The 26,218-nt window shown below is 47.9% G+C and carries 24 protein-coding genes, 1 tRNA gene and 1 pseudogene; 8 read left to right on the top strand and 18 right to left on the bottom strand.

Annotated elements, in window-relative coordinates:
- Positions 1-168: 168 nt before the first annotated feature.
- The 3 genes from HMPREF6485_RS08420 to HMPREF6485_RS08410 form a co-directional block, all read right to left on the bottom strand.
- A complete protein-coding gene (locus tag HMPREF6485_RS08420; protein WP_044125976.1) occupies positions 169-2,271 on the bottom strand; it encodes a tetratricopeptide repeat protein in 2,103 nt (700 codons plus the stop codon).
- Between the two features lie 88 nt (positions 2,272-2,359).
- Positions 2,360-3,295, bottom strand: coding sequence for an ABC transporter substrate-binding protein (locus HMPREF6485_RS08415; RefSeq protein WP_004345963.1), 936 nt, complete (start codon positions 3,293-3,295; stop codon positions 2,360-2,362).
- Positions 3,296-3,514 (bottom strand): hypothetical protein, encoded by a 219-nt coding sequence (locus HMPREF6485_RS08410; protein WP_044126362.1) that lies wholly within the window; start codon positions 3,512-3,514, stop codon positions 3,296-3,298.
- A 240-nt stretch (positions 3,515-3,754) separates the two neighbouring features.
- Between HMPREF6485_RS08410 and HMPREF6485_RS08405 the strand changes: the two are divergent.
- Positions 3,755-3,910 (top strand): annotated as a pseudogene (locus HMPREF6485_RS08405) (anaerobic C4-dicarboxylate transporter); the annotation flags it as partial.
- Between the two features lie 494 nt (positions 3,911-4,404).
- Here HMPREF6485_RS08405 and HMPREF6485_RS08395 read toward each other — a convergent pair.
- Positions 4,405-4,806, bottom strand: a complete 402-nt coding sequence (locus HMPREF6485_RS08395; RefSeq protein WP_004340854.1) for a 2-amino-4-hydroxy-6-hydroxymethyldihydropteridine diphosphokinase — start codon at positions 4,804-4,806, stop codon at positions 4,405-4,407.
- Positions 4,807-4,981: 175 nt separating this feature from the next.
- Here HMPREF6485_RS08395 and HMPREF6485_RS08390 point away from each other — a divergent pair, with 175 nt between their 5' ends.
- Genes HMPREF6485_RS08390 through HMPREF6485_RS13630 form a run of 3 tightly spaced genes read left to right on the top strand, consistent with a single transcriptional unit; the run spans position 4,982 to position 7,992 of the window.
- Positions 4,982-5,899 (top strand): glucosaminidase domain-containing protein, encoded by a 918-nt coding sequence (locus HMPREF6485_RS08390; RefSeq protein ID WP_004345959.1) that lies wholly within the window; start codon positions 4,982-4,984, stop codon positions 5,897-5,899.
- A 57-nt stretch (positions 5,900-5,956) separates the two neighbouring features.
- Positions 5,957-7,228, top strand: a complete 1,272-nt coding sequence (locus tag HMPREF6485_RS08385; RefSeq protein ID WP_004345957.1) for a M64 family metallopeptidase — start codon at positions 5,957-5,959, stop codon at positions 7,226-7,228.
- Positions 7,229-7,233: 5 nt separating this feature from the next.
- Positions 7,234-7,992, top strand: a complete 759-nt coding sequence (locus tag HMPREF6485_RS13630) for a tetratricopeptide repeat protein (RefSeq protein ID WP_004345954.1) — start codon at positions 7,234-7,236, stop codon at positions 7,990-7,992.
- On the opposite strand, the gene cdd is transcribed toward HMPREF6485_RS13630, so the two are convergent.
- The gene (cdd, locus tag HMPREF6485_RS08375; RefSeq protein WP_004345953.1) at positions 7,929-8,408 is read right to left on the bottom strand and encodes a cytidine deaminase; all 480 of its coding nucleotides are present in this window, start codon (positions 8,406-8,408) and stop codon (positions 7,929-7,931) included. The genes HMPREF6485_RS13630 and cdd overlap by 64 nt on opposite strands.
- Before the next feature lie 635 nt (positions 8,409-9,043).
- Here cdd and ettA point away from each other — a divergent pair.
- On the top strand, positions 9,044-10,744 hold the full coding sequence (gene ettA / locus HMPREF6485_RS08370; RefSeq protein WP_004345951.1) for an energy-dependent translational throttle protein EttA: 1,701 nt from the start codon (positions 9,044-9,046) through the stop codon (positions 10,742-10,744).
- A gap of 156 nt (positions 10,745-10,900) precedes the next feature.
- Here ettA and HMPREF6485_RS08365 read toward each other — a convergent pair whose 3' ends face one another.
- The 3 genes from HMPREF6485_RS08365 to HMPREF6485_RS08355 form a co-directional block, all read right to left on the bottom strand.
- Entirely contained in the window at positions 10,901-13,192 is a 2,292-nt protein-coding gene (locus HMPREF6485_RS08365) for a glycosyl hydrolase 115 family protein (protein WP_004345949.1), read from the bottom strand.
- Between the two features lie 668 nt (positions 13,193-13,860).
- Positions 13,861-13,931, bottom strand: a tRNA-Cys gene (locus tag HMPREF6485_RS08360).
- A gap of 144 nt (positions 13,932-14,075) precedes the next feature.
- Entirely contained in the window at positions 14,076-14,768 is a 693-nt protein-coding gene (locus tag HMPREF6485_RS08355; protein ID WP_004345947.1) for a J domain-containing protein, read from the bottom strand.
- Positions 14,769-14,889: 121 nt separating this feature from the next.
- Here HMPREF6485_RS08355 and HMPREF6485_RS08350 point away from each other — a divergent pair, with 121 nt between their 5' ends.
- Together HMPREF6485_RS08350 and nudC are read left to right on the top strand one after the other, a co-directional pair.
- On the top strand, positions 14,890-16,629 hold the full coding sequence (locus tag HMPREF6485_RS08350) for a bifunctional metallophosphatase/5'-nucleotidase (RefSeq protein ID WP_044125971.1): 1,740 nt from the start codon (positions 14,890-14,892) through the stop codon (positions 16,627-16,629).
- Between the two features lie 16 nt (positions 16,630-16,645).
- The gene (gene nudC, locus HMPREF6485_RS08345; protein WP_004345944.1) at positions 16,646-17,419 is read left to right on the top strand and encodes an NAD(+) diphosphatase; all 774 of its coding nucleotides are present in this window, start codon (positions 16,646-16,648) and stop codon (positions 17,417-17,419) included.
- A gap of 83 nt (positions 17,420-17,502) precedes the next feature.
- On the opposite strand, the gene HMPREF6485_RS08340 is transcribed toward nudC, so the two are convergent.
- The gene (locus tag HMPREF6485_RS08340; protein WP_004345943.1) at positions 17,503-18,087 is read right to left on the bottom strand and encodes a DUF417 family protein; all 585 of its coding nucleotides are present in this window, start codon (positions 18,085-18,087) and stop codon (positions 17,503-17,505) included.
- 607 nt (positions 18,088-18,694) lie between these two features.
- Entirely contained in the window at positions 18,695-19,444 is a 750-nt protein-coding gene (locus tag HMPREF6485_RS08335) for a tetratricopeptide repeat protein (RefSeq protein WP_004345942.1), read from the bottom strand.
- 70 nt (positions 19,445-19,514) lie between these two features.
- On the opposite strand from HMPREF6485_RS08335, the gene HMPREF6485_RS08330 reads away from it, so the two are divergent.
- On the top strand, positions 19,515-20,330 hold the full coding sequence (locus tag HMPREF6485_RS08330) for a hypothetical protein (RefSeq protein WP_007412052.1): 816 nt from the start codon (positions 19,515-19,517) through the stop codon (positions 20,328-20,330).
- A gap of 114 nt (positions 20,331-20,444) precedes the next feature.
- Here HMPREF6485_RS08330 and HMPREF6485_RS08325 read toward each other — a convergent pair whose 3' ends face one another.
- The 8 genes from HMPREF6485_RS08325 to atpC all read right to left on the bottom strand — a co-directional run bounded on the left by HMPREF6485_RS08325 (position 20,445) and on the right by atpC (position 26,206).
- Positions 20,445-21,416, bottom strand: coding sequence for a F0F1 ATP synthase subunit gamma (locus HMPREF6485_RS08325; RefSeq protein WP_004340819.1), 972 nt, complete (start codon positions 21,414-21,416; stop codon positions 20,445-20,447).
- A gap of 34 nt (positions 21,417-21,450) precedes the next feature.
- The gene (atpA, locus tag HMPREF6485_RS08320) at positions 21,451-23,037 is read right to left on the bottom strand and encodes a F0F1 ATP synthase subunit alpha (protein ID WP_004340818.1); all 1,587 of its coding nucleotides are present in this window, start codon (positions 23,035-23,037) and stop codon (positions 21,451-21,453) included.
- Positions 23,038-23,042: 5 nt separating this feature from the next.
- Entirely contained in the window at positions 23,043-23,579 is a 537-nt protein-coding gene (locus HMPREF6485_RS08315; RefSeq protein ID WP_004340814.1) for a F0F1 ATP synthase subunit delta, read from the bottom strand.
- Between the two features lie 10 nt (positions 23,580-23,589).
- Positions 23,590-24,108 (bottom strand): F0F1 ATP synthase subunit B, encoded by a 519-nt coding sequence (atpF, locus tag HMPREF6485_RS08310; RefSeq protein ID WP_004345939.1) that lies wholly within the window; start codon positions 24,106-24,108, stop codon positions 23,590-23,592.
- 14 nt (positions 24,109-24,122) lie between these two features.
- Positions 24,123-24,362 (bottom strand): ATP synthase F0 subunit C, encoded by a 240-nt coding sequence (gene atpE / locus HMPREF6485_RS08305; RefSeq protein ID WP_004340808.1) that lies wholly within the window; start codon positions 24,360-24,362, stop codon positions 24,123-24,125.
- 95 nt (positions 24,363-24,457) lie between these two features.
- A complete protein-coding gene (gene atpB, locus HMPREF6485_RS08300; RefSeq protein ID WP_004345937.1) occupies positions 24,458-25,501 on the bottom strand; it encodes a F0F1 ATP synthase subunit A in 1,044 nt (347 codons plus the stop codon).
- A 40-nt stretch (positions 25,502-25,541) separates the two neighbouring features.
- Positions 25,542-25,934, bottom strand: coding sequence for a hypothetical protein (locus HMPREF6485_RS08295; RefSeq protein WP_231294224.1), 393 nt, complete (start codon positions 25,932-25,934; stop codon positions 25,542-25,544).
- 17 nt (positions 25,935-25,951) lie between these two features.
- Positions 25,952-26,206 carry an ATP synthase F1 subunit epsilon gene (atpC, locus tag HMPREF6485_RS08290; RefSeq protein WP_004345935.1) on the bottom strand — a complete coding sequence of 85 codons (255 nt, stop codon included), beginning with the start codon at positions 26,204-26,206 and terminating at the stop codon, positions 25,952-25,954.
- Positions 26,207-26,218: the final 12 nt, after the last annotated feature.

Raw genomic sequence — 26,218 nt, 5'->3', positions numbered from 1 at the left:
CCCGCCCCCGTCTTTTCGTCCTAATACTGAATTTAAAAAGGGGTGGAATGCTTGATTAGCACTGCATTCAACCCCTTCTGTTTGAAGTAAAACTTTAAGCCGAGTCAATATCCTTCTACGTATGATCTCTATGATGCTATCCGGAATAGTAAAAGAAAACTGGTGAAATCAATCTGCGTCCACCAATTCGAGCATAAGTTCGCAATCTGTCTCCACAATGCCGAGCTTTTTCAAGTAAGGAAAATCTTGTTTGAATTCCCGTTCCAAATGGTGAAGGCCGCATTCCTCTGCATAACTGCGGAACAGTCTGACAGCCTCCTGAATATTGTTGTCCAACCAATGGCAGTATCCACAGTTGAGATGATCGCCGGGTATCGGGGACTCGAGTTTGCCATATTCTGCGATGGCTTCGGCGGTTTTGCCCTGTAAAAGATAGCCCCAAGCCAATACGCGCCTTACATCGGCATCATTTGGGTATTCATATTCCAAACGGAAAATGTCTTTCATGGCCTGCTCCACTTCCCCACTCTTGAGGCGGGCTATAGAGTAATTGAGTAGCAGACCGCGACCGGGAGGCGTTTCCAATAAAAGCAACAGTTGGTTATAAACGGTAGCGGCACCGGTATTGTCGCCTTCCATGAGCAGGGCCTTGCCCAATAGCCGCAGGGCCTTGGTGTCAGTGGGATCCACATTGAGCGCGCGGCGCAGACAGACAATAGCCGAGGCATAGTCCTCACAACGCAACGCGCCACTCGCACAAAGCAGCTGGTAGTTCTTGTCTGTGTCGCTCCCATAAGTGGAAAGCAAATTGTCAAATTCCTCAAAGCGTTCGCGTTTCAAAAGGAAATGGGCCAAATCTCCCTTTTTATCGTCAATAGCCGTACCCTTGAAGGCCGCATTCATGAAAAAGAACGAGGGGCCGACACCGTCATAACGGCTATCAAAAGGATTGGATAGCTCATTATGTTGGTTGTAAAGACGAAAGAAACGGTAAAGGTCTTGCAGATACATCAAACGTACAAAAGCCGGGCGGGCAGCATCTTCGGGATGCACAGATTCATGACCGACAAACATGGCATCACCATCAAGCATTTCTTTCACGCTGTCGGGCATTTTATCGTAGACATTGACCATGGCCAGCACAAAGGAATATTTGTCGCTATCGCAAAAGGGAGAGGCCGTGAGCATGGTGCGGAAAAATCCTTTGTCTTTGATTTTGTCGCTCACATGGGCGAGATCGGGATGTTCCTGATAGAATGGTACAAACCAATTCATCATGGTGTAGAAAAAGCCGAACTTCTTCATTTGCGAAAAGCCGCCAAAGTAGATATCGCTCCCCTGCTTCTGCATGTCAAGCATCCGATGGAAATGTTTCTCCATGTCTTCCATGGCTTTTTCCTCGGCCTCGGGATGCAGAATGTCGTTGAGCGTGTCATCTTCCTTCTCTGTGATTCCAAACCGGGTGATGTTGAGATGGCTGTTTTTCACAAGATCGGGCATGATATCACGTTGGATGGTACGGGTGTCTTTCTCTGCATCTTGGCAGTAGAATACCTGTATTTGCAGTTCGAGCAACTCGCGACACACCTCGGAACTGGATGTAAGCTCATCGACAATCGCCTGGCCGGCAGGAAAATCTACCCTATTGGAATATAAGGTGAAAGCCCATCCCACAAGCGCACGTTGCCGCACTTGGAGGTCGGTCGACCGACGGTAGAGTTCTACCAGTAACCGCCATTTGTTGATATCGTAGACTGCCATGCACGAAAGCGTAATGGCACTCGTCATCACTTGTGCGTCCATACTCTCTACTGTCGGTGAAAGCAGCAGCTCCAGAAAAGCCTCCCTTTCGGCATTGCTCCACTGCGGAGCTACCACCAATGTGGCAAACACGGCTTTCATCAGCTCGTGGTGCTGACGGTATATTTCAGTCGAGCGGACGGCTTTCTGTTCTTCAGGAAGCAGTGTGAGCATGGTACGCTCCCCCACAAAGGTTTCCAAACGTTCGCGCATGGTCTCAACACTCAGTTGTTCGCGCTCGGTAAGCAATGCCAAACTACGATAGACAGAGTTGTCGTGGCAGAGATGGCGCATCGTCATATCGCCCAAACAACGGAAAGCACGGCCGACAAACTTGGCAAACACTTCGTCGCGTTTCTCGTCGCGCACCCCTTTCATCATATAGTCGAGCATGAGCCGATAGTCACGTTCGAGTGCATCAAGATTGCCGTTGTCGCGCAGCCAGGAGCATTCGTCACGACGGTTACGCATCAGCCGAATAGCATCATTTAATTTGTGATGAGATATCTTATGATGGATTTCATCCAAGTTTTGAGAAGTTATGGGCATGGGGTGAAATTTATAAGTATTTGCGGGCTATCAGAATGTCGCGCTCCCGAGGCGCAGCGGCGTGCCGGAAGCGCAGGACAGGCAAAGCCTTGAGAGTCTTTTCGTTGGCATTGCAATATTTGCCAACAAGCGCAGCATAGTGTTGCAGGCCGTTTTTATTGATGCTGTCTACAGCCATGTTGTAGCCTTTGATGAAGCGGTTGAGTTGGTCACGCCGACGAGGCTGGGTGAGTTCACGGCTCCGAAAAGCGAACACACCGAAACGCAGTTGCTTGTCGCGGCTGTCCATGAGCACGGGATGCCCCATCGTACGGGCCGTGGTGGCCTGTGGTTCGGGGAGCAACATGGCATCCATCTCATTGTTGAGCAACATGTGGAGACGCACATCAAGGTCGTTTATCTGAACGCGGTAGACATCATATTTGGGTTTTACACTATCTATTGCCATCGTGGCCAAAGCCTCAGTGGCCGAGTAGCGAGTGATGGCTATCATCTTGTCGCTCAACTGTTTCAGTTCTTTGATACGAGCGAGACGGTTGGTGATGAGCTGCCAATAGGCATCTGTGGCTATAGGATAGCGCAAGGAGATGCCTTGGCGTTGCAGACGCTCGGCCCGTACAAGGTCGGTCACAGTGCCTTCCACGCTTCCACCGATAACAGCCGTGTCACAATCCATCTGCGCGCGGAACATACGAAGTCTCACCGACACGCCAAGTGTATCGAAGATTCCTGCCTCGCGGGCCACGAAAAGCGGCAGACAGTCAAGCGTAGGCATCACCGCCACCTTGAAGGCGGCGCGGTTGATGCTGTCGAGACGAGCCCGTTCGGCTTTTCCCATGCGCCGGCGCTCCTCATAGGAGTTGCCACCTCCACACGCAACGAGGCTTGCAACAACCAACACTACAACTACCAGGACATGCAGAGCAGACGTAAAATGATTTTTCATTCAGACTGCCTGATAGCCTTTGGTGCTGTTGTGTGCCAGAAGATCCTTCAAATTCATCTCCCGATAGTCGTTTTTCCGCTTCTCGGCCTCAATGATAGCACTTTCTTCTGCTTCCTCTTCCGAATGGGTGAAAGTAAACATGCGGGTCTTTAATTCGGCTACAGCCCATCCTGTGAGTGCGACTGCAATAAACAGGATAAATACCACTTGAACTGACATAAACTTATTTTTTATTACCTTTATATTATCATATATAATTATGTGGAAAGCGGTAATCATCCAAGACAGATGGCCGGATGCATGTTTCAGACATGCGTCTTGCCGCTTTTTACATATAGTCTTATCAGTGCAAAGGTAGGCAGAATTTTGGGAACAACAAAATAATCAATTAAAACTTTTTCTCCCGTGTGCGCCAACATGGCAACAGCTCTTCAAAAAGCCAGCCATCCTTCGGACATTGCGACGGTAAATTTCGACCGATCAGGCACTACCGTGATTGGCAAATACCTGCTCAACCACTCATTCATGCTCCCCGGACTGGTACATGTGGTAGTGGCAACAATAGCGGGTTACGGCATATCCTCGCTCTATCATTTCGCCTTCGGTCTGTATTGAGACGGGGATTGTCAATTCTGCAAGAGCTCGGGCATGAAGAATAATATTAACAAAATCACCTCCGCCGGAACTCTCCAGCCAGAATGAAAAGTAGGCTTTAAACCACTGAAAAAACTTGCTGACATTCTCGTTCGGGCCCTCCGGACTCGCAAAAGAGCCACAGTTGGGATGTGAAAGGGCCACAGTTGCGCTGCAACTGTGGCCCTTTTACCAGCTCGGTGGGGCCCTTTCAGGCCCGTTTTTGGGATCAAATCGGTGTCAATAAAATTCAGGTAGCTGATTGTCAGCACTTTAAAAATGTCGCCAAATTCGCCTGTATGCACAGAGCGGAGTTGCTTGTCGCAAATATTGCAAGCAGAGAGTCTGAAAACGGACAAATAGTTTGACAACTGTTATCAGGAAACCTCCCACTTCAACATTACTTGGGCCGCTACCGCCGTGTAGCCCTTTATTTCTTCAAAGAGCATCCCACAGATGGTCGTTTGCAGGATTTTTCAATCATGGGGATGCGCTTGCTCCTCCTTCAGCAGGGCGAGCAATGTGTGGATATAAGGCCGCTGCCAATCACACTCATGATATCGTGTGTCACCATAGAGCAGTATATCAATATCCATACTCACCACTCCTTGCTTGCTGTCAACTTCCATACGACCGCACTCCCGCTCTATTTCCTTTAGTATTCGTTCCACAGCAGCCAAACTCTGATGTGTCATAGTCGTGGCCAACCGATTGAGATATTTGTCTGGAAGGGGATTGTCGATTGGGTCTGTCCATACGGTCGGGGTGAATACGATACCGCCAAAAAAGTGGCGCAGCAAGCCTTCGGCCTTGTTCATATTGCTCTGCTGACTGAAATTGCTTCCCAAAGCTATTAGTAATCGTCGTTTTTCTTCCATTGCGAACGCATGTCTATTGATACTGCAAATATAACAATAAACCTGCTGACAGCCACTCCCAACTGATTGATTTTAGCATTTTTAAAGGACGCGGATTGCAAAAATGCGTTAAACGCTATCTTTATTGGAGAAATATTGCTAATTTTGTCACTCGAATATTCGTTTTATATCCTGAATGAAGAAAATACTTTTTTTCTGCTTTCTTTCCATGACCGTCATGGCGGCTTCGGCCCAGATGAGGTGGAATGAGGCCTATCAAACATACATTTACCAATATAAGGATCTGGCCATTGAGGAGATGCTCCGTTATCGTATTCCTGCCAGTATCACGCTGGCACAGGGACTTCTTGAGAGCGGGGCGGGACGAAGTGACCTCGTGAGACAGGGAAACAACCACTTCGGCATCAAGTGCCACGACTGGACAGGGCCCACACAATATCACGATGATGACGAAAGGGGGGAATGTTTCCGGGTGTATGCCGATGCCAAGCAGAGCTATGAAGACCACAGCAAGTTCTTGGCCCGGCAGACGCGTTACAGCCGACTCTTCCAACTTTCACTCACCGACTATCGCGGCTGGGCCTACGGACTGAAGGCTTGCGGCTATGCCACCAATCCCAATTATGCCAACAAACTGATTGAGATTATCGAACTGTATAGGCTTTATGAATTCGACCGCGCCACGAGCTATGACCGCTTCATGGCCTCACACAGTGGTACCGACAAACCGGTGAACCGAAGGGGGACGCTCCATCCTATCCATATATTCAATGACAATTACTATCTGCTGGCGCGCGATGGCGACACGTTCCGCAGTATAGGTAAGGAAGTGGACATTAGCTATCGCAAACTGGCCCGTTATAATGAGCGCGATAAGTATGACAGACTGGTTAGAGGGGATATTGTGTTCTTGAAGAAGAAACGTAAAAAGGCTCCTAAGCAGTTCAAGAACCGGCCACATGTCGTACAGCCAGGGGAAAGCATGTACTCCATTTCCCAAAAATACGGTATGCGGCTCAAGAGTCTCTATAAGCTCAACGAGCTCTCGCCCGACTATCAGATACGTCCCGGAGCAATACTTCGGGTGAGGTAGACGGGATGTTACACACTTGCCCACCACACTTGAAATACGTTTCAAAATACAAAGAATATGATAAAAATTGTTCTGACCGTCTTTGTTTCGGTATTGACTTTCCATGCTTCCGCCCAGTCATTTGAAGAATATTTCGAGCACAACACATTGCGCATCGACTACATTTTTGCAGGTAACAAAGACCATCAACTCATTGCCGTGGATGAGCTTAAGAAGATGAACGGATGGTATGGCAAGAGCCGGCGATTGGGAGAAGTGCCTGTAGAGGGAAACGGACAAATTATCGTGTGCGATCACCGCTCCGGAAAGGTTATTTATCGTAATTCGTTCTCTACCCTATTCCAAGAGTGGCTATCCTATCCCGAGGCTGAAACCACAAACAGGTCGTTTGAGAACGTATTTCTTGTGCCCATGCCCAAAGACACGGTAGATGTAACACTCAAGTTGATGGACAACCGCCGCCGTGTGGTGACTTCACTCACACACCAAGTTGTGCCCACCGACATACTGATACGGAAAGTGGGAAACCATCCCACTCCCTACCGCACATTGCAGCAGTCTGCCGACACTTCGCACTGCATACACATTGCTTTTGTAGCCGAAGGCTACCGGCCGGAAGAGATGGACAAGTTTGTCGGTGATGCCCGTCGGGCTACCGACGCGCTCTTCGAACACGAACCTTTCAAGGCGACCCGCGACCGTTTCAATGTGGTGGCAGTGATGTCTCCCTCTGAGGAGTCAGGACCCAGTGAGCCGTCGAAAGGGATATGGAAGAATACGGCACTACATTCGAATTTCGATACATTTTACAGTAATCGCTATCTCACTACACTCCACCTCAAAGACCTGCACGACAAGTTAGCCGGAACGCCATACGAACACATCATTGTGTTGGTGAACACGGCTGAATATGGTGGAGGTGGCATTCTCAATTCTTATAATCTCTCCATGACCGACAATCCTTGGTTCCGTCCGGTAGTGGTGCATGAATTCGGTCACTCGTTTGCAGGATTGGGCGATGAATATGCCTACGAGGCCGAACAGATACCGATGTATCCTCACAATGTGGAACCGTGGGAACCGAACTTGACGACACTTGCTGATTTTAAAGGTAAATGGGAAAACCTCATAGACAAGAAGACTCCCGTTCCCACTCCTGCAACGGGCAAGTATAAGAATAAGGTGGGTGTATATGAAGGGGCAGGCTACAGTCTTAAAGGTGTGTATCGCGGTATGCAAGACTGTCGTATGCGTACCAACCAATATCCGGAGTTCTGCCCCGTATGCCAGCAGGCAATCCACCGATTGATTGACTTCTACACCAGATAATCACCTTGAGTAAGCGTCTGCTTTCATTTCTTTTCCTGCTCATGGCGTTGTTTCCGGCCTGCAGGTTGTTCGCCCAACGCTCACAGGATGTCGAACAGTTGGGGCGTGCTATCGAGTATTTTTCTTCGGCTAAATACCATGAGGCATTGCTCATCTTGGATCGCTTGAACAAGCAATACACGCTCAATCCACGTTATTTGGCCTATCTTGGTGTATGTCACTATTATGAATGGAACTATGCCGAAGCCATCCAATACCTCGACAAAGCCATTCCGCAGCTTTCGGCTTTCTCCCCTCATGAGCGTTCGTTTTACTATTGGAGCAATGCCGAGAGCCACTTCTTGCTCGGGCGATACGATGAAGCCATACCGCTCTATGAGAAAATGCTTAACTTGTGCTATGAAAATGAGAAAGCGGATGCTTTCTATCGGCTGGGCTTTTGCCACATGTTTGCCGAGGATTGGCAAAAAGCCTGCGACAATTATAAGCAGGCTGCCCATTATTATACCTACTATCGACCGGAAGAACGGGCCCGGTTGGTACAAATAAACAATATGATTGCCGGTTGTGAAAAGCACATTCCACAACCTACAATTCCTTCTCTATCGGCCGAAGTTGCCGACACCACAGCGACAAAAATCGTGGCATCTTCCACTACTTCGGCACATACCGTTAGCCGCAAGATGCTGTATGAGGCCGTTCAGCGCATGTTGGCATCAACAAAACTGAATGGCATCAAGTCTTTCACCGAATCGAAACAATAGATACCCCGTGTGCCATAAAGGAAGACTCTGACGGGGTGTTTATATCTGTCTTCCACCTCAAGCATTACCTGTCGGCAAGCTCCACAAGGCGTGATGGGGTCTTCAAGCAGACCTTTGTTGTTCTTGGCCGCTATGGCAATGGCTGTTATGGCTTGTTCGGGGCATTGCGACTGAGCGGCAAAGATGGCCGAACGCTCTGCACAGAGACTTGATGGGAAGGCCGCATTCTCCTGATTAGCACCTATCATCATCTTTCCATTATCAAAAAGCAGGGCCGCTCCCACGTGGAAGTGGCTGTAATTGGCATAACTGTTGGCTGTAGCGGAAATAGCTTTCTGTACCAGTTCCTGTTCCTGACCGTCCAACTCGTCGAGTTGGCAAAATCGGTATTCTATCTCGAGTTTCAAGTTTTTCATACGGCTTTTATGTTGATTGACAGATGCAAATATAGCAAAAAGTTTTTACTTGCGTGCATAATTATCCTAAAAAATGTTCTAACACCCCTAAAACAGCTCCTTAAAGGGACAAAAAGAAGGTTCTTAGGGCATTTAGAAAATGAGATATTACCACACTCAACGATTTTCTTCCATCATGTGTTTCTACGCCACCAGTAACGTTGCCAACACCCTCCATGGGGCATATTAGGCTTTCTCACTCTGAAATGAGATGTCATTCGGCCTAAGTGGGCTTTAAAAGTGCATCTTTTGCTTTCTCGTTTTGGCCGAATGGCGATGTGCTGATACTACAAATGTTTATCCAAACAATAGAGTTCAAATAGTAGTATCGGGGGTCCTTTGAAACTTTTAATGCTTCTGACTATAATATACTTTCTGAACAAAGAAGGGGGCTGCGGGAGAAGAAGGAGCGACACTCTGAACAGATAGTATCGCCTATGATTTATGTCAGTTTCCGACAAGCATCCGATAGGCAAAGAAAACTTTTTTGTTTTCTCAAGAAAATGTCGTATCTTTGCGCTTGAAATGGGTCGGCGGCAGTATGCCGGTATGCCGGTTCGTTGATTTTTTTTAACCCTAAACCATTATTCAAACCAATGGCAACAGTTGACGACAAGAAAGTTATTTTCTCGATGGTGGGCGTGTCGAAAATCATCCCACAAAACCAAAAACAAATACTCAAGGACATTTATCTCTCTTTCTTCTATGGTGCCAAGATCGGTATCATAGGTCTGAATGGAAGCGGAAAGTCTACGCTGATGAAGATCATCGCCGGACTGGAACAGCCCACACGCGGTGATGTGGTGTGGAGTCCGGGCTACAGCGTGGGCTATCTGCCGCAAGACCCGCCACTCGACGAGACAAAGACTGTGAAAGAAAACGTGCAGGAAGGGGTGAAACATGTCTACGACGCATTGCATGAATATGATGAAATCAACGTGAAATTCGGACTGGAAGAATATTACAGCGATGCCGACAAAATGGATAAACTGATGCAGCGGCAAGCCGAAGTGCAAAACATCATCGACGCTACCGATGCATGGAACATGGACTCGAAGCTCGAAAGGGCCATGGCGGCTCTGCGATGTCCGGAGGGAGACCGGTCGGTGACGCATCTCTCAGGGGGTGAGCGGCGTCGGGTGGCACTGTGCAGACTGCTGTTACAGAAGCCCGATGTACTGTTGCTCGACGAGCCTACCAACCATCTCGACGCCGAGAGTATAGACTGGCTCGAACAGCACTTGCAGCAGTATGAGGGCACGGTGATTGCCGTGACTCACGACCGCTATTTCCTTGACGACGTGAGCGAGTGGATTCTTGAACTGGATCGCGGCGAAGGCATCCCTTGGAAAGGCAACTACTCATCGTGGCTGGAGCAGAAGACTAAACGTATGGAGCAGGAGGAAAAGACGGCCTCGAAGCGACGCAAGACGCTGGAGCGAGAGCTCGACTGGGTGCGCATGGCTCCGAAGGCGCGACAGGCCAAAGGCAAGGCGCGCCTCAACTCCTACGAGCAGATGCTTGGAGAGGAGCAAAAGGCACGCGAGGAGAAATTGGAAATATTCATTCCCAACGGCCCGCGGTTGGGCAACAAGGTGATTGAAGCTACTCATGTGAAAAAAGCATACGGCGACAAGATACTCTTCAATGACCTCAACTTTGCCTTACCACCCAATGGCATTGTGGGCGTAATAGGCCCCAACGGGGCTGGCAAGACCACTCTCTTCCGACTCATCATGGGATTGGAGCAGCCCGACAGCGGTTCGTTTGAACTGGGTGAAACTGTAAAAGTGGCCTACATGGATCAGCAACATGCGAGCATTGATGCCCAAAAGAGCGTCTACGATGTGGTGTCGGAGGGTAACGAACTGATGCGCATGGGCGGACGCGACATCAACGCAAGGGCCTATCTTTCGCGCTTCAACTTTTCGGGCACTGACCAGAGCAAACTCTGTGGGGTGCTTTCGGGTGGTGAGCGCAACCGGCTGCAGTTGGCCCTATCCTTGAAACAGGAGGGCAATGTATTGTTGCTCGACGAGCCCACCAACGACATCGATGTGAACACGCTGCGTGCTTTGGAAGAAGGTCTGGAGTCGTTTGCCGGCTGTGCCGTAGTCATCAGCCACGACCGCTGGTTCCTCGACCGCATCTGCACCCACATTTTAGCTTTTGAAGGCAACGGCGAGGTGTTCTTCTTCGAGGGTGGCTACTCCGACTACGAAATCAACAAGGCCCGCCGGTTGGGTCTCGGAGACGAAATCAAGAAAGGCCGCTACCGTAAGCTGATGGCCGATTAACCATTGTTATCACACCACTTATCACACAACCGGGGCAGCACTTCATGGGAAGTGCTGCCCCGGTTGCTATTATGTTCTACCCATCAAATCAACCAAGACTCATATCTCCCTATACAGCAAGAAGTCATATCATTATCACCTAACATCTAACAACCATCACCTGTCACCTAACATCACCTCATCGATAACCACTCCATCGTCAAGTGCGGTAAGTATCAGTTGGTGCGCAGCCTGTCGTTTGAGTGGCAGAATGAAGCGGCGGACAGCCCGGTTGCACAGCACATTCGTCTTCCACTCCTCGCTGCGACCCTGCGTCGCATAGTCGGTGACGGGCGATTCCGTGCCATCCAACGAGAGGCGAAAACGGATGGACTTTCCTGTTAACGGGTGGACGGGCAACAGACTGACTTCGACCGATACCGAATCGATGCCTGTCGCGTGGAAAGAGAACAAGACGGACTTTCCCTTCCCTACCTGCACGGCTTTCCCTTCATAGCCCAATCCCTCGCATAGGGTGAAATCGCCTCCTGCGCATTCGCTGCCGTTCCACCGATAGAGATAAGCGCGCTCTTGCGGCATCGGAGTTTCGGCACGGGTGTGTGCCACCGGATTGAACACTGGCAAACGCCGCGGTTGACAGTCCATCATGCGCTGCCATTTCCCGCCACGCAGCGCATTGTAGGCTTGTGTCAGTCGGACGATGCTGTCGTGGGCAGCATCGCTTTTCTCCCATCCGCACAACCCGTGCCGTGCCTGCTGGGCATAGAGCATCTTTTTGTTCATCTCGGCCGCTGCCAGAACGGGATATTTCACCAACTGGAAATATTCGTCCCGTGCGTCTTCCCTGATTTCTCCGGCCAACGCTTCTGCGGCATTCTCTATGGTTTGATAGTCGGACAGCCGGCGGGTGATATAGTCGTTGCTCCACGGCAGATCACGCACGGTGTTCCAATAGGTGCGGTCAGGCTCCTCCGTACGCGTACCTCCCATAAACTCCGGCTTGCGGATATAGGCTAACCGGTAGTGCTCCCACATCACAGGCAGCAGCTGCGCACCGGCCTTGTCGCCGAACTCCCGCCGCAGAAAACTGCCGAGATGGGCGCTGGGGCCCTGCCGGCGGACCGCCTCCATGCTCCATGCCATGTCCATAAAGAGTTCTGTCTGATACTCACAAGGCTTGATGTCGCCCACATTCAATATCCATATCTTCCTGATGCCGCGGTCGTAGGCCGTCGTCATCTGTTGGTAGAGCAAGGCGGGCGAAAACGTGCCCAGCCACAGGTAGTCGTGGGGGCGGCCCCAATAGCTCACATGATAGTAGATACCGTTGCCGCCCTTGCGCCGCTGTTCGGTCTCGGTCGGGAAGTGGCGGATGTAGCCATAGTTGTCGTCGCACCACATCAGGCACACATCTTCGGGCACCTGCAAACCGGCATTATACACATCAAGCACCTCCTTATAGGGGATGAAGACTTGTGGGACTTTCGTCACATCTCTGTTCACATACCGGCCCAACAGTTGCCGCTGGTCGACAAACACCCGTTCTAAGACCGTTTTCTGTTCACCGATTGTCTTGGCCCCGTTCATGGCTCCATCGTGCAGGCCTCGCATTCCGATGGTATAGAGCGTCGGCTGTCCGGCCACCTCCCTCACCCTGCTTTCCCAAAAGTGGCATACGTTGTCACGGTTGGTCACATAGTTGTATTCGCCCACACCGCGTCGCGGCCATTCACCGGCCGTACTCGAAGCCATCGGTTCGCAATGGGAACCACCGATGTAAATGCCGTATTCCTTGGCCGTCTCTCGGTTGCCTTCCGTCAGGAAGAACGGTTGCGTGCACTCGTGCATGGCAGGCCAATAGGTGTTAGCCCGCAGACGTAGCAACAATTCAAATATCCGAGCATTGGTCTTCGGGCCTATGCGTCCCTTCACCCACGGTTCGTAAGTCTGACTCGCCCACGGCATCAGCCCCCAGTCTTCGTCATTGATGAAGATTCCGCGAAACTCCACATCCGGAGCCTGTTCATTGACATACCCATCGGGAAGTTTAAAGGCCGACAATTTTGCCGGAGTGGCATCGGCCCACCATTCCCACGGAGAGACGCCCAACAGCCGGGAGACCTCCAACAGGCCGTATGCCACCCCGTGGGCATCGCTGCCCGTGATACGAAGGGTGTCGCCCGAAACCTGCAACCGAAATGCCTCCTTACGGTTGTTCAGCGCCCGCCCATCCTGGCGGACAATGATGCTTCCCTCTTTCCCGATACAGACCTTCGCCGACAACACCTTTGCCATGTCGCCGGTCAGCATTCGCAGTGCCGATTTCACCACCGGCTCTGTCCGCCCTGTATCGCAACTTACGGTCACCGTCTGTCCACTTTTCAATTCAAAGGCCCCAGCCCTCACCGTCAACAAAGCCACCACAATGCTCCATACAATTTTCTTCATACATATTTCAACTTTCTATTTTCACTATTCTGCCATATCCATATTCTCATCAGAAACACCGATGGTAGCAGAACACGAACGGCCAACGAATGCAATATTACGAATAATATTTGTAAAAACTCTGCTGAAGTATAGAAAAAAATCAAGCAACTCTGCACCTTCTGTCCAATATCACTCCATCTCACTTTCCTCATTTACCAGTGATAACATTATAAGTAAATAATGTTAAATCCGTGACATTTTCGCAATTCATGACAACAAGATTCGTGCTTTTTGTTTATTTTTGCGGTACAGGGCTATCAACTATATACTTAATCAATGGAGGACGGACTATGAAACAGAGAAATGAATTCGAGTTTGAGGCTCAGAACCTCGAATACGAAAATGTGTACAATGAAGAATCAGATCGTGACAGGATTCAACTGATTTCGTCCATTTGGTATTCATAAGGTGTAAAAATCTTAATCACTATAAAGAAAAGGCAGCAAATATTTGTTGCCTTTTCTTATAGACAAGATGAGTGTTTGGTGTAGATTAAGTGAATGTGTGTGACCATGTCTTGGCCCAGTTATAACATTGTTGTGTTTTTAACATACTCTGGCTCAGTTAAATTCCGATTTGAGGAATCCCAAAAGAGTGGCCCGTCATAATGACGAACCACTCTTTAGAGGTGTCTAGCGGAGTCGAACCGCTCTACACGGTTTTGCAGACCGTTACCTAACCGCTCGGTTAAGACACCCTGTCGTGCTTTTGCGATTGCAAAGATAAAACTTTTATTTTATTCTGCCAAATTTTGCATACGATATTTTCTCGCTTCATTCAAAATAAGCCCATAAGCAAAAAGGACATCTCACACGAAACGCAGGTCGGCCGGCTCACGACTTTAAGCGTTTTGCATTTGGCGTAAGAGTTCTTGTTGCCGCTCGGACAAATGAGTAGGCAGATTGACGTGGTATGTAAGTATCAGGTCACCGCTTCCTCCACCCACACGAGGCCTACCTTTGCCCCGCAAACGAACTTTCGTTCCATTTTGTGTGTAAGGTTTCACCTTCAGTTTCAATTTTGTTCCGGTAGAGAGCTGGATTACGACCTCTCCACCAAGCAAAGCCGTGTACATATCAATATTCACCGAAGCCTCTGTATCGCATGAATCCTCGCCTCCACCAAAGCCGGCTGTTCCCTGTCCTCTTGCACCGAACCTGCTGAAGCCACCGGATCCACCTCCGAAAAGATCTTGGAAGAAACTGGAGAAACCACCGCCACCACTGCTAAAAGTGCTGAAATCGAATCCTTCAAAAGGATTTCCTCCACCAGAACCACCGTGAGCCCCACTCTGTCCAAAGGCTTCGGCATTGCGCCATTGTTCGCCATATTTGTCATACTGTGCGCGTTTCTGTGGATCAGAAAGCACATCGTAAGCCTCATTCAGGGCCTGAAACTTAGCCTTTGCCTTCGGATCATTGGGATGCAAATCGGGATGAAACTGCTTGGCCCGCTTACGATAAGCTGACCGTATGTCCTTTTGCGGAATATCTTTGCTAACGCCTAAAATTTTATAATAGTCAATAAATGCCATAACAACACCTTTTTAAGAATTTTACTCTTTTGCATTACAACTGTCTGCATTAAAAAAGACAACAAAAAGTGTGCCGATATCCGTAAAAAATAGTAACTTTGCGGATATAAAATATCAACTTATGAAGAAAATCATGTTGGTGCTCATGGCAGCACTCCCTTTTCAATCTATGGCAACTACACAACAAAACATTGAACTGAGAATCATACAGACGAGCGATGTTCACGGTTGTTTTTTTCCTTACGACTTCATTGAACGGAAGCCGAAAGAAGGTACAATGGCCCGAGTTATAACCTATGTAGACTCTTTGAGGAATATCTATGGAGACCGTTTACTGCTATTGGACAACGGCGATATCCTACAAGGACAACCGACCTGCTATTACAGCAACTTCGTGAATCCACAGCAACCCAACATCGCCGCAAGTGTCATCAACTATATGAAATATGATGCCCAGACCATCGGAAACCATGACGTGGAAACCGGGCATGCCGTCTATGACAAGTGGATAAAGGAAACGAAATGTCCGATGCTGGGGGCAAACGTGACACACACACACACCAACACTCCTTACCTTAAACCATACGCCATATTCAATCGTGCAGGTGTCAAAATAGCCGTACTCGGCATGCTGACCCCTGCCATACCTAACTGGCTGAACAAGAGTCTATGGAGTGGGCTCAGATTTGAAGAAATGGTCTCTTGCGCAAAAAAATGGATGGCCATCATCCAACGAGACGAAAAACCGGATATTGTCATAGGGCTGTTCCACAGCGGTAAAGATGGGGGAATACACACAGAACAATACGATGAAGATGCGTCTATCAAGGTGGCACGGGAAGTTCCAGGCTTTGATTTAGTGCTGTATGGGCACGACCACACATTGCACAGCGACGTGATACGCAACGTGGCCGGGAAAGATGTTGTGTGCTTGGATCCCTCATGCAACGCGCTGTTTGTAAGTGATACACAAATAACTATTAGCCGGGACAGCAAAGGCACACACACCAAGGTCAATGGAAAGCTGGTGGACATCAGAGGTGAGAAGGTGGATAAGGCCTTTGTGAAGCACTTCGACAAGGAGGTGAAAGAGGTCAGGAGGTTTGTCGATCGCAAAATAGGACGGTTCCAAAATGCGATATATACGCGTGACTGCTATTTTGGCAGTGCCGCCTTCACCGACTTCATACACGACCTGCAACTAAGTATCACAGGGGCAGACGTTTCCTTCAACGCCCCCTTGAGTTTTGACACAGCGATTCCGGCAGGTGACGTACATATAAGCGACATGTTCAATCTCTACAAATACGAAAACCAGATATACGTGCTGAAAATGACGGGAGATGAAATCCGCAAGCATCTGGAAATGAGCTATGACCTATGGGTAAACACCATGAAGTCACCGGACGACCACATCATGCTCCTCAACGAAGAAGCACGCAAAGACAAACAGCGGTTCGGATTCAAGAACCTTGCCTTCAATTTCGACAGCGCAGCGGGCATTGACTATGAAGTGGATGTCACCAAACCCGACGGACAGAAAGTGCATATCCTCAGGATGAGCAACGGCGAACCGTTTGATCTCAAAAAGACCTATCGGGTGGCCATGAACAGCTATCGGGGAAACGGTGGAGGAGAACTTTTGACCAAGGGGGCCGGAATTGCAAAGGAGGAGTTGCCCAAACGCATTGTCTTTGAAAGCGAAAGGGATCAACGCTACTATCTGACAAAGGAAATAGAAAAAGCAAAGGTCATGAACCCGCAGGCACACAACAACTGGCGGTTCGTTCCTGAAGCATGGACCAAACAGGCCATCGAGCGCGACCGCAAACTGCTTTTCCCCCACTCCAAACAACAATAACGGAAGGGACTGAAAAATGAAAAGACTTTGGTTTGTATTCTGCGGCATGGACTTACTGCTAGAGAGACTACCGGACGATACCTACTCCATACCCTATTCGGAAGAAGCACCTGTAGAATTAAAAAGTTCCATCCATGTTATGTCTGTCGCGCCATTGGATGACGGGACACCGGTCAGCACACTCTATATAGACACTCCCGTCACAAATGACGCCCGGTATCAAATGTGCGGGTTAAGAGCATCCTTCTACCGACTTTCGGAAATCCTATATCTCAAGGCCGGGAAATGCCACGAGCTCCTTTATTGGGACCGAAACACGCAATATTGTGGGGTGTGCGGGGCACCAATGGAGATGAAGACCGACATCTCCAAACGATGCACCAACTGCGGAAAAGAGGTGTGGCCACAACTGGCTACCGCAATCATTGTGCTCATTCATAGAGGTGAAGAGGTGCTATTGGTTCATGCCCGCAACTTCAAAGGAGACTTTTATGGACTCGTAGCGGGATTTGTAGAGACCGGAGAAAACCTTGAGGAAGCGGTGAGGCGAGAGGTGATGGAGGAAACGGGCCTTACAATCAAGAACATCAGATATTTTGGTTCGCAGCCATGGCCCTATCCTTGCGGGCTCATGGTGGGCTTCAATGCCGACTACGAAAGTGGCGAAGTGCGCTTGCAGAGGGAGGAACTGAACAAAGGCGCATGGTTCACCAAAGACCATTTGCCTACTATTCCCGAGAAACTGAGCATCGCAAGGATGATATTGGATGACTGGCTGGAGAACTCATAATGCCATCTTTACCTTAAAACAAAAGGACCAAACGGGAGGATTTTCCAATCCCGTTTGGTCCTTTTTCTTTTGCTTGCCCAAATCTAATTACGCGTTTTCAACTGCTCCAGCAGCCGCCGGGCGGAATCGGACAACAATGTCACGGCCCCGGCCAAGATGACCGTATCCTTGATGACCAGCCGTCCGGCTCCGGACAATAGTGGAAATCCATGTTCGCCACTTCCTAGATCCGGTACCCAGCATTCGGGCGTTGTGACAAGAAACGACAGAGTGCCAATGGTCATGATTATCGCCAAAAGGTCTCCAAATATACCGATTTTGGGAGTAAAGATGCCCAAGAACACCAAGATTCCAATACTCATGATGAGAATGCCAAGGCCATACGAGAATACATAGGTGCGGTTGGTCTCGTGCCACGCCCTGTTTTTGGGCACCAATTCGCCCTCTTTGTTCTTGTAGTCTTTATATTCCGGAGCCTCTTTGGCATAGAAGAAACTCATGAAAGGACTGTTAGCCACAAAAGGCACAATACCGTCGGCCTCATAATGAGTGAATTTAAGACCGCCAATCCATACAAACACAACAAGGATGGCAATACGGATGAGCTTGAGTCCCAAGCCCTTTAAGTTTGCTGCAAATGACAGCAAGGTAATGATCTGATCTTTCATATTTTGATGCTAAATTTAATTTCGCCCATTCTATTCAGGGCGGTCAATTGATGAAAACTTTAATTATCACTAATCGCAAAATGCCAATGCACACGCGTTATGAGGTGCAAAAATAGTTAATAACATCATAAAACAAGAATTGGAACCCCATAAAAATCATCAAAGAGGACAAAAATACCATAAAGAAGGTAGATGGTCAATGCAAAAACCTTTCTCCCTCAAACCTTGCAACCGGAAATGGGAAAAGGGATCCGAGAGGCAGACTCCAGCCTCTTCGAAACAAACAGATCCCACCTTCGGAAAAACTTGGCGAGATATCGAGGCTTTGTCCGACAACTCATGCCATAATAATAACATCACCGAATGCACATCATCGGAATGGTGCGGAGCTTTTGCACGCGCCGCGCATGATTGTCGAACGGATGGTGCAAGGCCTCCGCACGGGGCGTGCAAGGGCTATGCACCACTACCAAATAGGCTTGATGCCATTTCCCATAAGTCTAAAGACACCATTCACAATGGGCACACAGCCGTTCGGCAACATTATGCTGACAGATTCACTACGTGCTTAGAGCTATACCAACACTACCGGTAAATAAATGCTCTGTCATTTAAGCGACTTAATTCTGTCCAACAAACTACGTAGCGACGAGCGCGAGACGCCAAGCGCAACCAGTCTGTTGATATCTGAAAGAGCCGACTCTTTTCTGCCAAGCAAAATCAACAAGTCACAATGGTTAAGCAGATAGTCGACATTATCCGCGTCAAGTTCCAATGCCTTGGAGAAATCATATTCTGCCAACTCCGGCATATTCCGTTCTTTCTCTATACCTGCACGGGCAGCATAGACAATGGCACTATCGGGAAACTGCTCCACCAATGAGTTTATTCCATCATAGGCTTCCGTGAGACGCCCGTCTTTCTGATTGAGCAGGGCCAAACCTAATTGGGCTTCCAAGTTACCGGGAACGAGGGTTAGCAAATTGGTATAATCAAGTCGGGCAAACTTAAAACGATGCAGCTTCTCATTGACAAAAGCACGATAAAAGAGGCCCGCAACATTTGTTGGATTCAGGAAAAGCACCTTGTCCAAATCGTCTTTGGCATAATCCCATTGTTCGAGTTCGATATTCCATGCCACTTTCTTCAACCGCAAGTCTATGCTGTCCGGATTGTAAGCCAACATCTCTGTTGCCTTGGCCAATGAATCGCGAAGATGCACATGTGCATCGGAACCGTCCACCTGTCCTTTTAAAGAAGAGGAGCTAAAAAACAGCACGATAAAGAGCAATTTCTCAAATAACTTTTCCATGCGTGCAAAGATATAAAAAAAGGAGTTTCCGATGAATTTTTTCATGCAAAAGTTTGCGAATTTAGAATTTGTTATTTACTTTTGCAACAACGAGGAAATAACATACAAGCTATATATGAAGAAAGAAAAATCATTAACTCTTAAGACATTGAATAAGAGCAATATTTGGGATGTTCAGGAAAACGACATCTTCCGAATGTGGGAAGCGGCAGAGAAAGACGCTGATTTGAAAGATAACCAACGTCATTACATGGACGTTATTAAGAGTGCTTTTGATTTGGAAATCGTAAAAATCGATAAGCCTGAGGTCATTAAAAAATATGAAGAACGCGGTTTTAAAATTGGTTCTTTTAAGATCGATGATGCCAACAAAGATAAATGGGCGATTAAGAAACGTCCCATCATGCGGGTAACCGACCTCACCTACGAGAACATCCACCACATATCCGCACGCAAACTCATCGAAGTGCTCGAACGCAACTTCGGTGGAGGCTGGGACAGCCTAAGCCAAAGTTTACAAGACATTATTACGAGTGGCTTTGACATCAGCACCACAACGCTTCCGAAAGACAGACTCCATAAGGCCGGAGGACTCTACCAGAAAAAGGTGGATGATGGATTCGAGGTGTTGGAAGTGCCTAAAGGCACATGGGTTGAAGCCATCTTTGCCAAAGAAAAGCCTGAAGTAGAGAAGACAAAGATCAAGTTTGATGACGAGGATGAACTTGATCAGCTTGACGAGCTGGCAGAACAAGAGGATGACGATGAAGATGTTCCCGAGATAGAAGATCACTACAATGATGTGGACGAAGAGGATGATGCTTTCGACGAAGACAAACTCACGGAGGAAAGCTACAGAACCACCTTTGACACCAATCCCGAAGACCTCAGCCTTGAGGCAGAAGATGTAGCCGATGACGATAACTATTGATTTGGCAAACGGAATAATGAAACGAACCACAATATACAAAAATCCCGATAGGCAAAACCTATCGGGATTTTTTATTTGTGTACTTAAACTTCTCTGACAGGGAAAGGCTATTGGTCAGTTATTGACAGAGCCACCGACTATATCAAGCAATTCGTTTGTAATGGCCTGCTGGCGACTCTTGTTATACTGCAAGTTCAAGTCGCGCAACAATTCGTTCGCATTGTCGGTAGCTGTTTGCATAGCCACCATACGTGCCGCATGTTCGCTTGCCTGACTATCAAGCAATGCCGTGTAGACCATGTGGTGCAACAGCTTGGGGATAAGCGATTGCAGTACGGTCTCCATATCTGGCTCAACAATAAAGTTGTCATTAAGCGGAACCGCCTCTTTAACCCCTTTTCCCTGTCGTGCTTGTTTCTTGCGAAGATATTCCTGAGCCTTGGCTGTAGTGACATTGGAAGTCAGATCCCTGTCATTTTCCGCTCCAAGAGTTTCTGTTGAAAGATCGATCGGAAGAAAAGTCTTACTGGTCAATATTTGAGTTCCGGCACTCTTGAAATGGTGGTAAATCAAGTCTACTTTGTCAAGTTCACCAGAAAGAAACTTTTCTTCAAGTTCCCTTGCTATGGCAGCACATTGGGCAGAATTGGGCTTATCGGCCAGTTCCACAAAGTCGCCTCCCGATTTCAAGCCGAGTTTCTGGACCTTCTCAGCCACCTTGCGACCAATAGGATATACCACAATTTCTCCAACGCCTTGAGCCTTGTAATCATCAATAGCCTGCTGCATCATCTTCAGAATATTGGCATTGAATCCGCCACAGAGCGAGCTGTTGGAACTAAAAACGACCAATGCAACACGTTTGATCTCAGGATGAGACATCTCCAACGGACTCTGTGCATCAGGTGTCGACACAAGAAAACTCTTCAGGATATGCTCCAACAAAGTTTCGTATGGCAACATATTCTGAATGGCAACTTGTGCATGATGAAGCTTACTCGAAGCAACCATCTTCATGGCACTCGTAATCTTACGAGTGCTGTTGACACTGGAGATACGCGTCTTAATCTCTTTTAATGATGGCATAATATTTATTTATGATTAGCAAACCGGGAGATAATCATGATTTGAACTGTCCGACAACGTTGGCCATTGTATCTTCGATGACCTTGATGACCTCATCAGTCAGCCCTCCGCCTCCTAAAACATCAAGTGCATTTTGATGGGTGGAACGCATGGTGTCCAAGAACTGCGACTGACATTCTCGCACTTTATCCACGGGAACATCGTGCATCAACCCATGCACGCCACAATAGAGAATCGCAATCTGCTCTCCTACGGGCATCGGTGAATATTGAGGTTGAATAAGCAACTGATTGTTCTTGCGGCCACGATCAAGGGTCATGGCCGTCACGGCATCCATATCACTTGAGAACTTGGAGAACGCCTCAAGTTCACGATATTGAGCTTGGTCGATCTTCAATGTGCCTGCAACCTTCTTCATGCTCTTGATTTGTGCGGAACCACCCACACGGGATACAGAGATGCCGACATTGATGGCAGGACGGAAACCTTGGTTGAAAAGATTGGTTTCCAAATAAATCTGCCCGTCGGTAATGGAAATGACATTCGTGGGAATATACGCAGAAACATCACCGGCCTGTGTCTCAATGATTGGAAGCGCCGTAAGAGAGCCACCACCACGCACATGACCTTTCATGCACTCGGGCAAATCGTTCATCTGCTCTGCCACTTCCTGCTGGTCGTTGATGCGGGCAGCTCGTTCCAACAAGCGGGAATGAAGATAGAACACATCACCGGGATAGGCCTCACGACCGGAAGGACGACGGAGAATCAAAGACACTTCACGATAAGCCACAGCCTGTTTGCTCAAGTCATCATAAACAACAAGAGCCGACAGACCGCGATCTCGGAAATACTCCCCTATGGCAGCACCGGCAAATGGTGCGTAATATTGCATGGCAGCAGGGTCTGCAGCCGTAGCACTTACGATGATGGTATAAGGAAGCGCTCCATGCTCCTTCAATGTCTGCACGAGTGTGGCTACAGTCGAAGCCTTCTGGCCGATAGCCACATAGATGCAATATACCGGATTGCCGGCCTCATAGAAACTCTTCTGATTGATAATGGCATCAACCGCAATAGCCGTCTTGCCGGTCTGGCGGTCACCAATGATAAGCTCACGCTGGCCACGGCCGATAGGTATCATCGAGTCGACAGCCTTCAATCCCGTTTGGAGTGGCTCCTTCACCGGCTGACGATAGATTACGCCGGGGGCTTTACGATCGAGGGGCATCTCAAACGCGCCGGTAAGATCAATATCGCCTAGTCCGTCAATAGCCTGTCCCAATGGATTTACCACGCGGCCAAGGAAATTGTCATTGACCTGAATGGAAGCAATGCGATGGGTGCGCTTTACGGATTGTCCCTCCTTGATTCCGGCTGTAGGCCCGAGGAGAATGCAACCGACATTGTCTTCCTCCAAGTTCATCACAATAGCCATGGTGCCGTTTTCAAACTCAAGAAGTTCATTGGCTTCTGCATTGCGAAGACCATAAATACGCGCTACACCATCGCTGACGGTAAGCACTGTACCGACTTCATCAAACTGATCGTCACCATTGATTTGTCGGAGTTGCTGGAGCAACACCTCAGACACTTCGCTTGGTTTTATTTTATCTGACATTTTATTTATTTTTTAAGTTCTGTGAGGATACGACGAAGTTTAGACTTCACACTGGCATCCATGCGGTATGTATCGTATTCCAAGATGAACCCACCAATGATCTCAGGATCCACTTCAGCATGAAACTCTACAGTCCCCTGCGTGTTGTCCTCCACCAATCGTATCACTTTCTGCTCTGTTGCAGTATCAACTGTAGAGGCGGTGACAAGTCTGCTGCTGGTGATATTGTTATGTTTCCTATAAAGAGTAATATACGATGCAGCCATGAATTGCAAGGCTTTCTCCCTTCCCTCTTTCAAAACAAGCGCGATGAATCTCTTTGTAAGTTGATTCACGTTGTTTCCGCAGGCTGTTTCAAGCACAGTCTGCTTCGCTTCTTTAGATAGCATGGGATTGTCTATCGTAAATCTCAGTTCAGGCACATTGACATAGCTCTCCGCCAAAGACTGCATACTTTGATAGAGCTCATATTCCTGCTTTTCAGCAATAGCACTTTTAAGCAGGGCACGGGCATATCGAACTGATATTACACCTAAATCCATAGCTTACAAGTTAATCTTTATTCTTTTTTACAGAAACCTCATCCAGCAGCCGGTCAACCATATCCATTTGCTTGTCATCGGAGGACAACTTCTCACGAAGAATCTTTTCAGCTATCTGGACACTCAGCTCTGCCACCTGCATACGGATATCACGAATGGCGTTCTGCTTCTCGCTCTCGATCTGCCGCTTGGCATCAGAGAGAAGCCGGGCACTCTCTTCGCGTGCCTTTTCCTGCGCATTCTCAACGATGGCGTCGCGGGTGCCGGCAGCCTCCTTCATTATTTGAGCCTGCTTCTCACGTGCCTCCTTCAACATGGATTCACCTTCCTGCTTGATATTCTCAAGACGCTCTGAGGCCTCATGTGCCTTGCGCAGACTTTCGTCAATATACTTCTTGCGCTCCTCCACCATATTGATGATGGCGGGAAAACCAAATTTTGCAAGTACACCAAAGACCACCAAAAACGCCAAAAGCATCCAAAACAAGAGGCCAAGGTCAGGCGTCAATATTGATGGCAAATTCTCCATTAGCTACTTTCTTATTAAATGATAAATGCACAAGCGGCTATGGCGAAAAGCGCACAACCTTCAACAAAAGCAGAAGTCAGGATCATGTTGGTCATAATCTTACCGGACGCTTCCGGTTGGCGTGCAATAGCATCCATGGCCTGTCCGCCAATCTTACCAATACCCAAACCTGCACCGATAGTTGCAATACCTGCACCGAGACCGCAGCCCAGCTGTGCCAGACCTTCAGCAGCCAATAATGTTGAAATCATCATAATCTAAATTTTATTCGTTATTGATTTTATTTGTTTAAATTCTTGTTTTTTGAAATAATGAATCAGACTCATCTAACATCTTTTTACTCACCCAACTATTCTGCTCCCTCCTCTTTATGAGCAAGTCCGATGAACACTGCACTAAGAAGCGTGAACACATAAGCTTGTACGAAAGCGACTAGGAGTTCGAGGCAATTCATGAAAAGCAGCATGATGATGCTGAAAGCATTAAGTCCGATACCATAACCTACACCAATTGACCAACCGAGAAAAATCACACATGTGAAACTCAATATAACTGCATGACCGGCCATCATATTGGCGAAAAGACGAATCATCAAGGCAAAAGGTTTTGTGAATACCCCAAACAGTTCTATGACAGGCATTAGTGGTATGGGGACCTTGAGGAACACCGGAACGTGCGGCCAAAATATATCCTTCCAATATTCCTTATTGCCGAAAAGATTGATCGCAATCATGGTACACAGAGCTAAAAACAACGTGACATTGATATTGCCTGTCACATTAGCCCCTCCGGGAAAGACGGGAATCAGTCCGATCAGATTACATGCGAGGATAAAGAAAAACACGGTAAGCAGATAAGGAGCATACTTCCGATATTGGCTTTCACCCACAGATGATTTGATGACATCATCATGAATGGTCATAACAATCATTTCCACTGCACCGACAAATCCACTTGGGGCCTCGCTTGTCTCGTCTCGCCGCTTATACCAACGGGCACATGAAAGGAATACTGTGATAAGAACAAGCACGACAATCCATATTTGTGCTACAGCTTTGGTAATGCTTAAATCAAGTGGGCGGACACAACTTCCGTCAGACATTCTCTCATATATCTTACCATGATGAGCACCATCAAAATAAAATCCCTGAGGCAAACTATGAACAGTACAGAAATGCCACTCGCCAGTAGCAGAACTCCGCACGATAATAGGCAACGGAAGACTGAGATGCCTACCTTCGTAAGATGCAATATGCCATTCGTATGAATCGGACAAATGCTCAAGCACTATCTCGGGAATATTCAGTTCGCCCTCCTCTTTATTGTCTGCATAAAGCTGCAAAGGCAATAGTGCAACCATCAGCAGGAGAAGTATCGACTTTATCTGTTTCATTATCTATTATTCTATTAACATACGGTGAAAGCCCACTTTGTTATATTTTCCGCTTGAGGGCAAAGAAGAATGCGTGATGAATCAGCAACATGAGGTAAAATGCGATGAACACCAAAAAGAAGACATACATCTCTCCCCTTTCCGAGAAGAGGTAATAGACAAACAATACCGCTATCGCCAAAAGCATACGAAACCCAGAAACCGCCATGAAGAATGTCGGTAAGCCATCCGGTGATTTCTTGGCTACACGCCTCCAAAGTAAAGCCTCTATATTCTCGACCATAAGTGAAAAGGCAACAGACACGATAAGCGGTGTAAGCAATTCATTCAAAAACCACACTCGCATGACGATCAATGTCAATAGTGCCAGGCTCACCGTCAAGAAAAGACCTTGCTTTACATAACGCCAGCGAAGTTTGTCAATATCAGTCATTGTGATGTCCAACATTCTCACAGAACATTATAAACCTCCACGCATAAACTTATCTCATCTTTCTGAACCTCTACAAATCCTCCGGAAATATCAAGTTCGACTTTTCCTTCACGAGGAATGGAATAGGTAACAGTGCCCTTCTCCAGCGATGAAATGATGGGGGCATGACTTGTCAGTATCTCAAACTCACCAAGAGTTCCCGGCACCGTCACGCTTTCCACTTCACCATTGAAAAGGATCTTTTCCGGAGATATAATCTTAAGTTTCAGCATAAGAACTTTTCA

Origin of the sequence: Segatella buccae ATCC 33574 (assembly GCF_000184945.1) — a bacterium.
Taxonomy (GTDB): Bacteria; Bacteroidota; Bacteroidia; order Bacteroidales; family Bacteroidaceae; genus Prevotella; species Prevotella buccae.
Note: the sequence above shows the minus strand (reverse complement) of the source record. Positions and strands in the feature narration are given on the sequence as shown.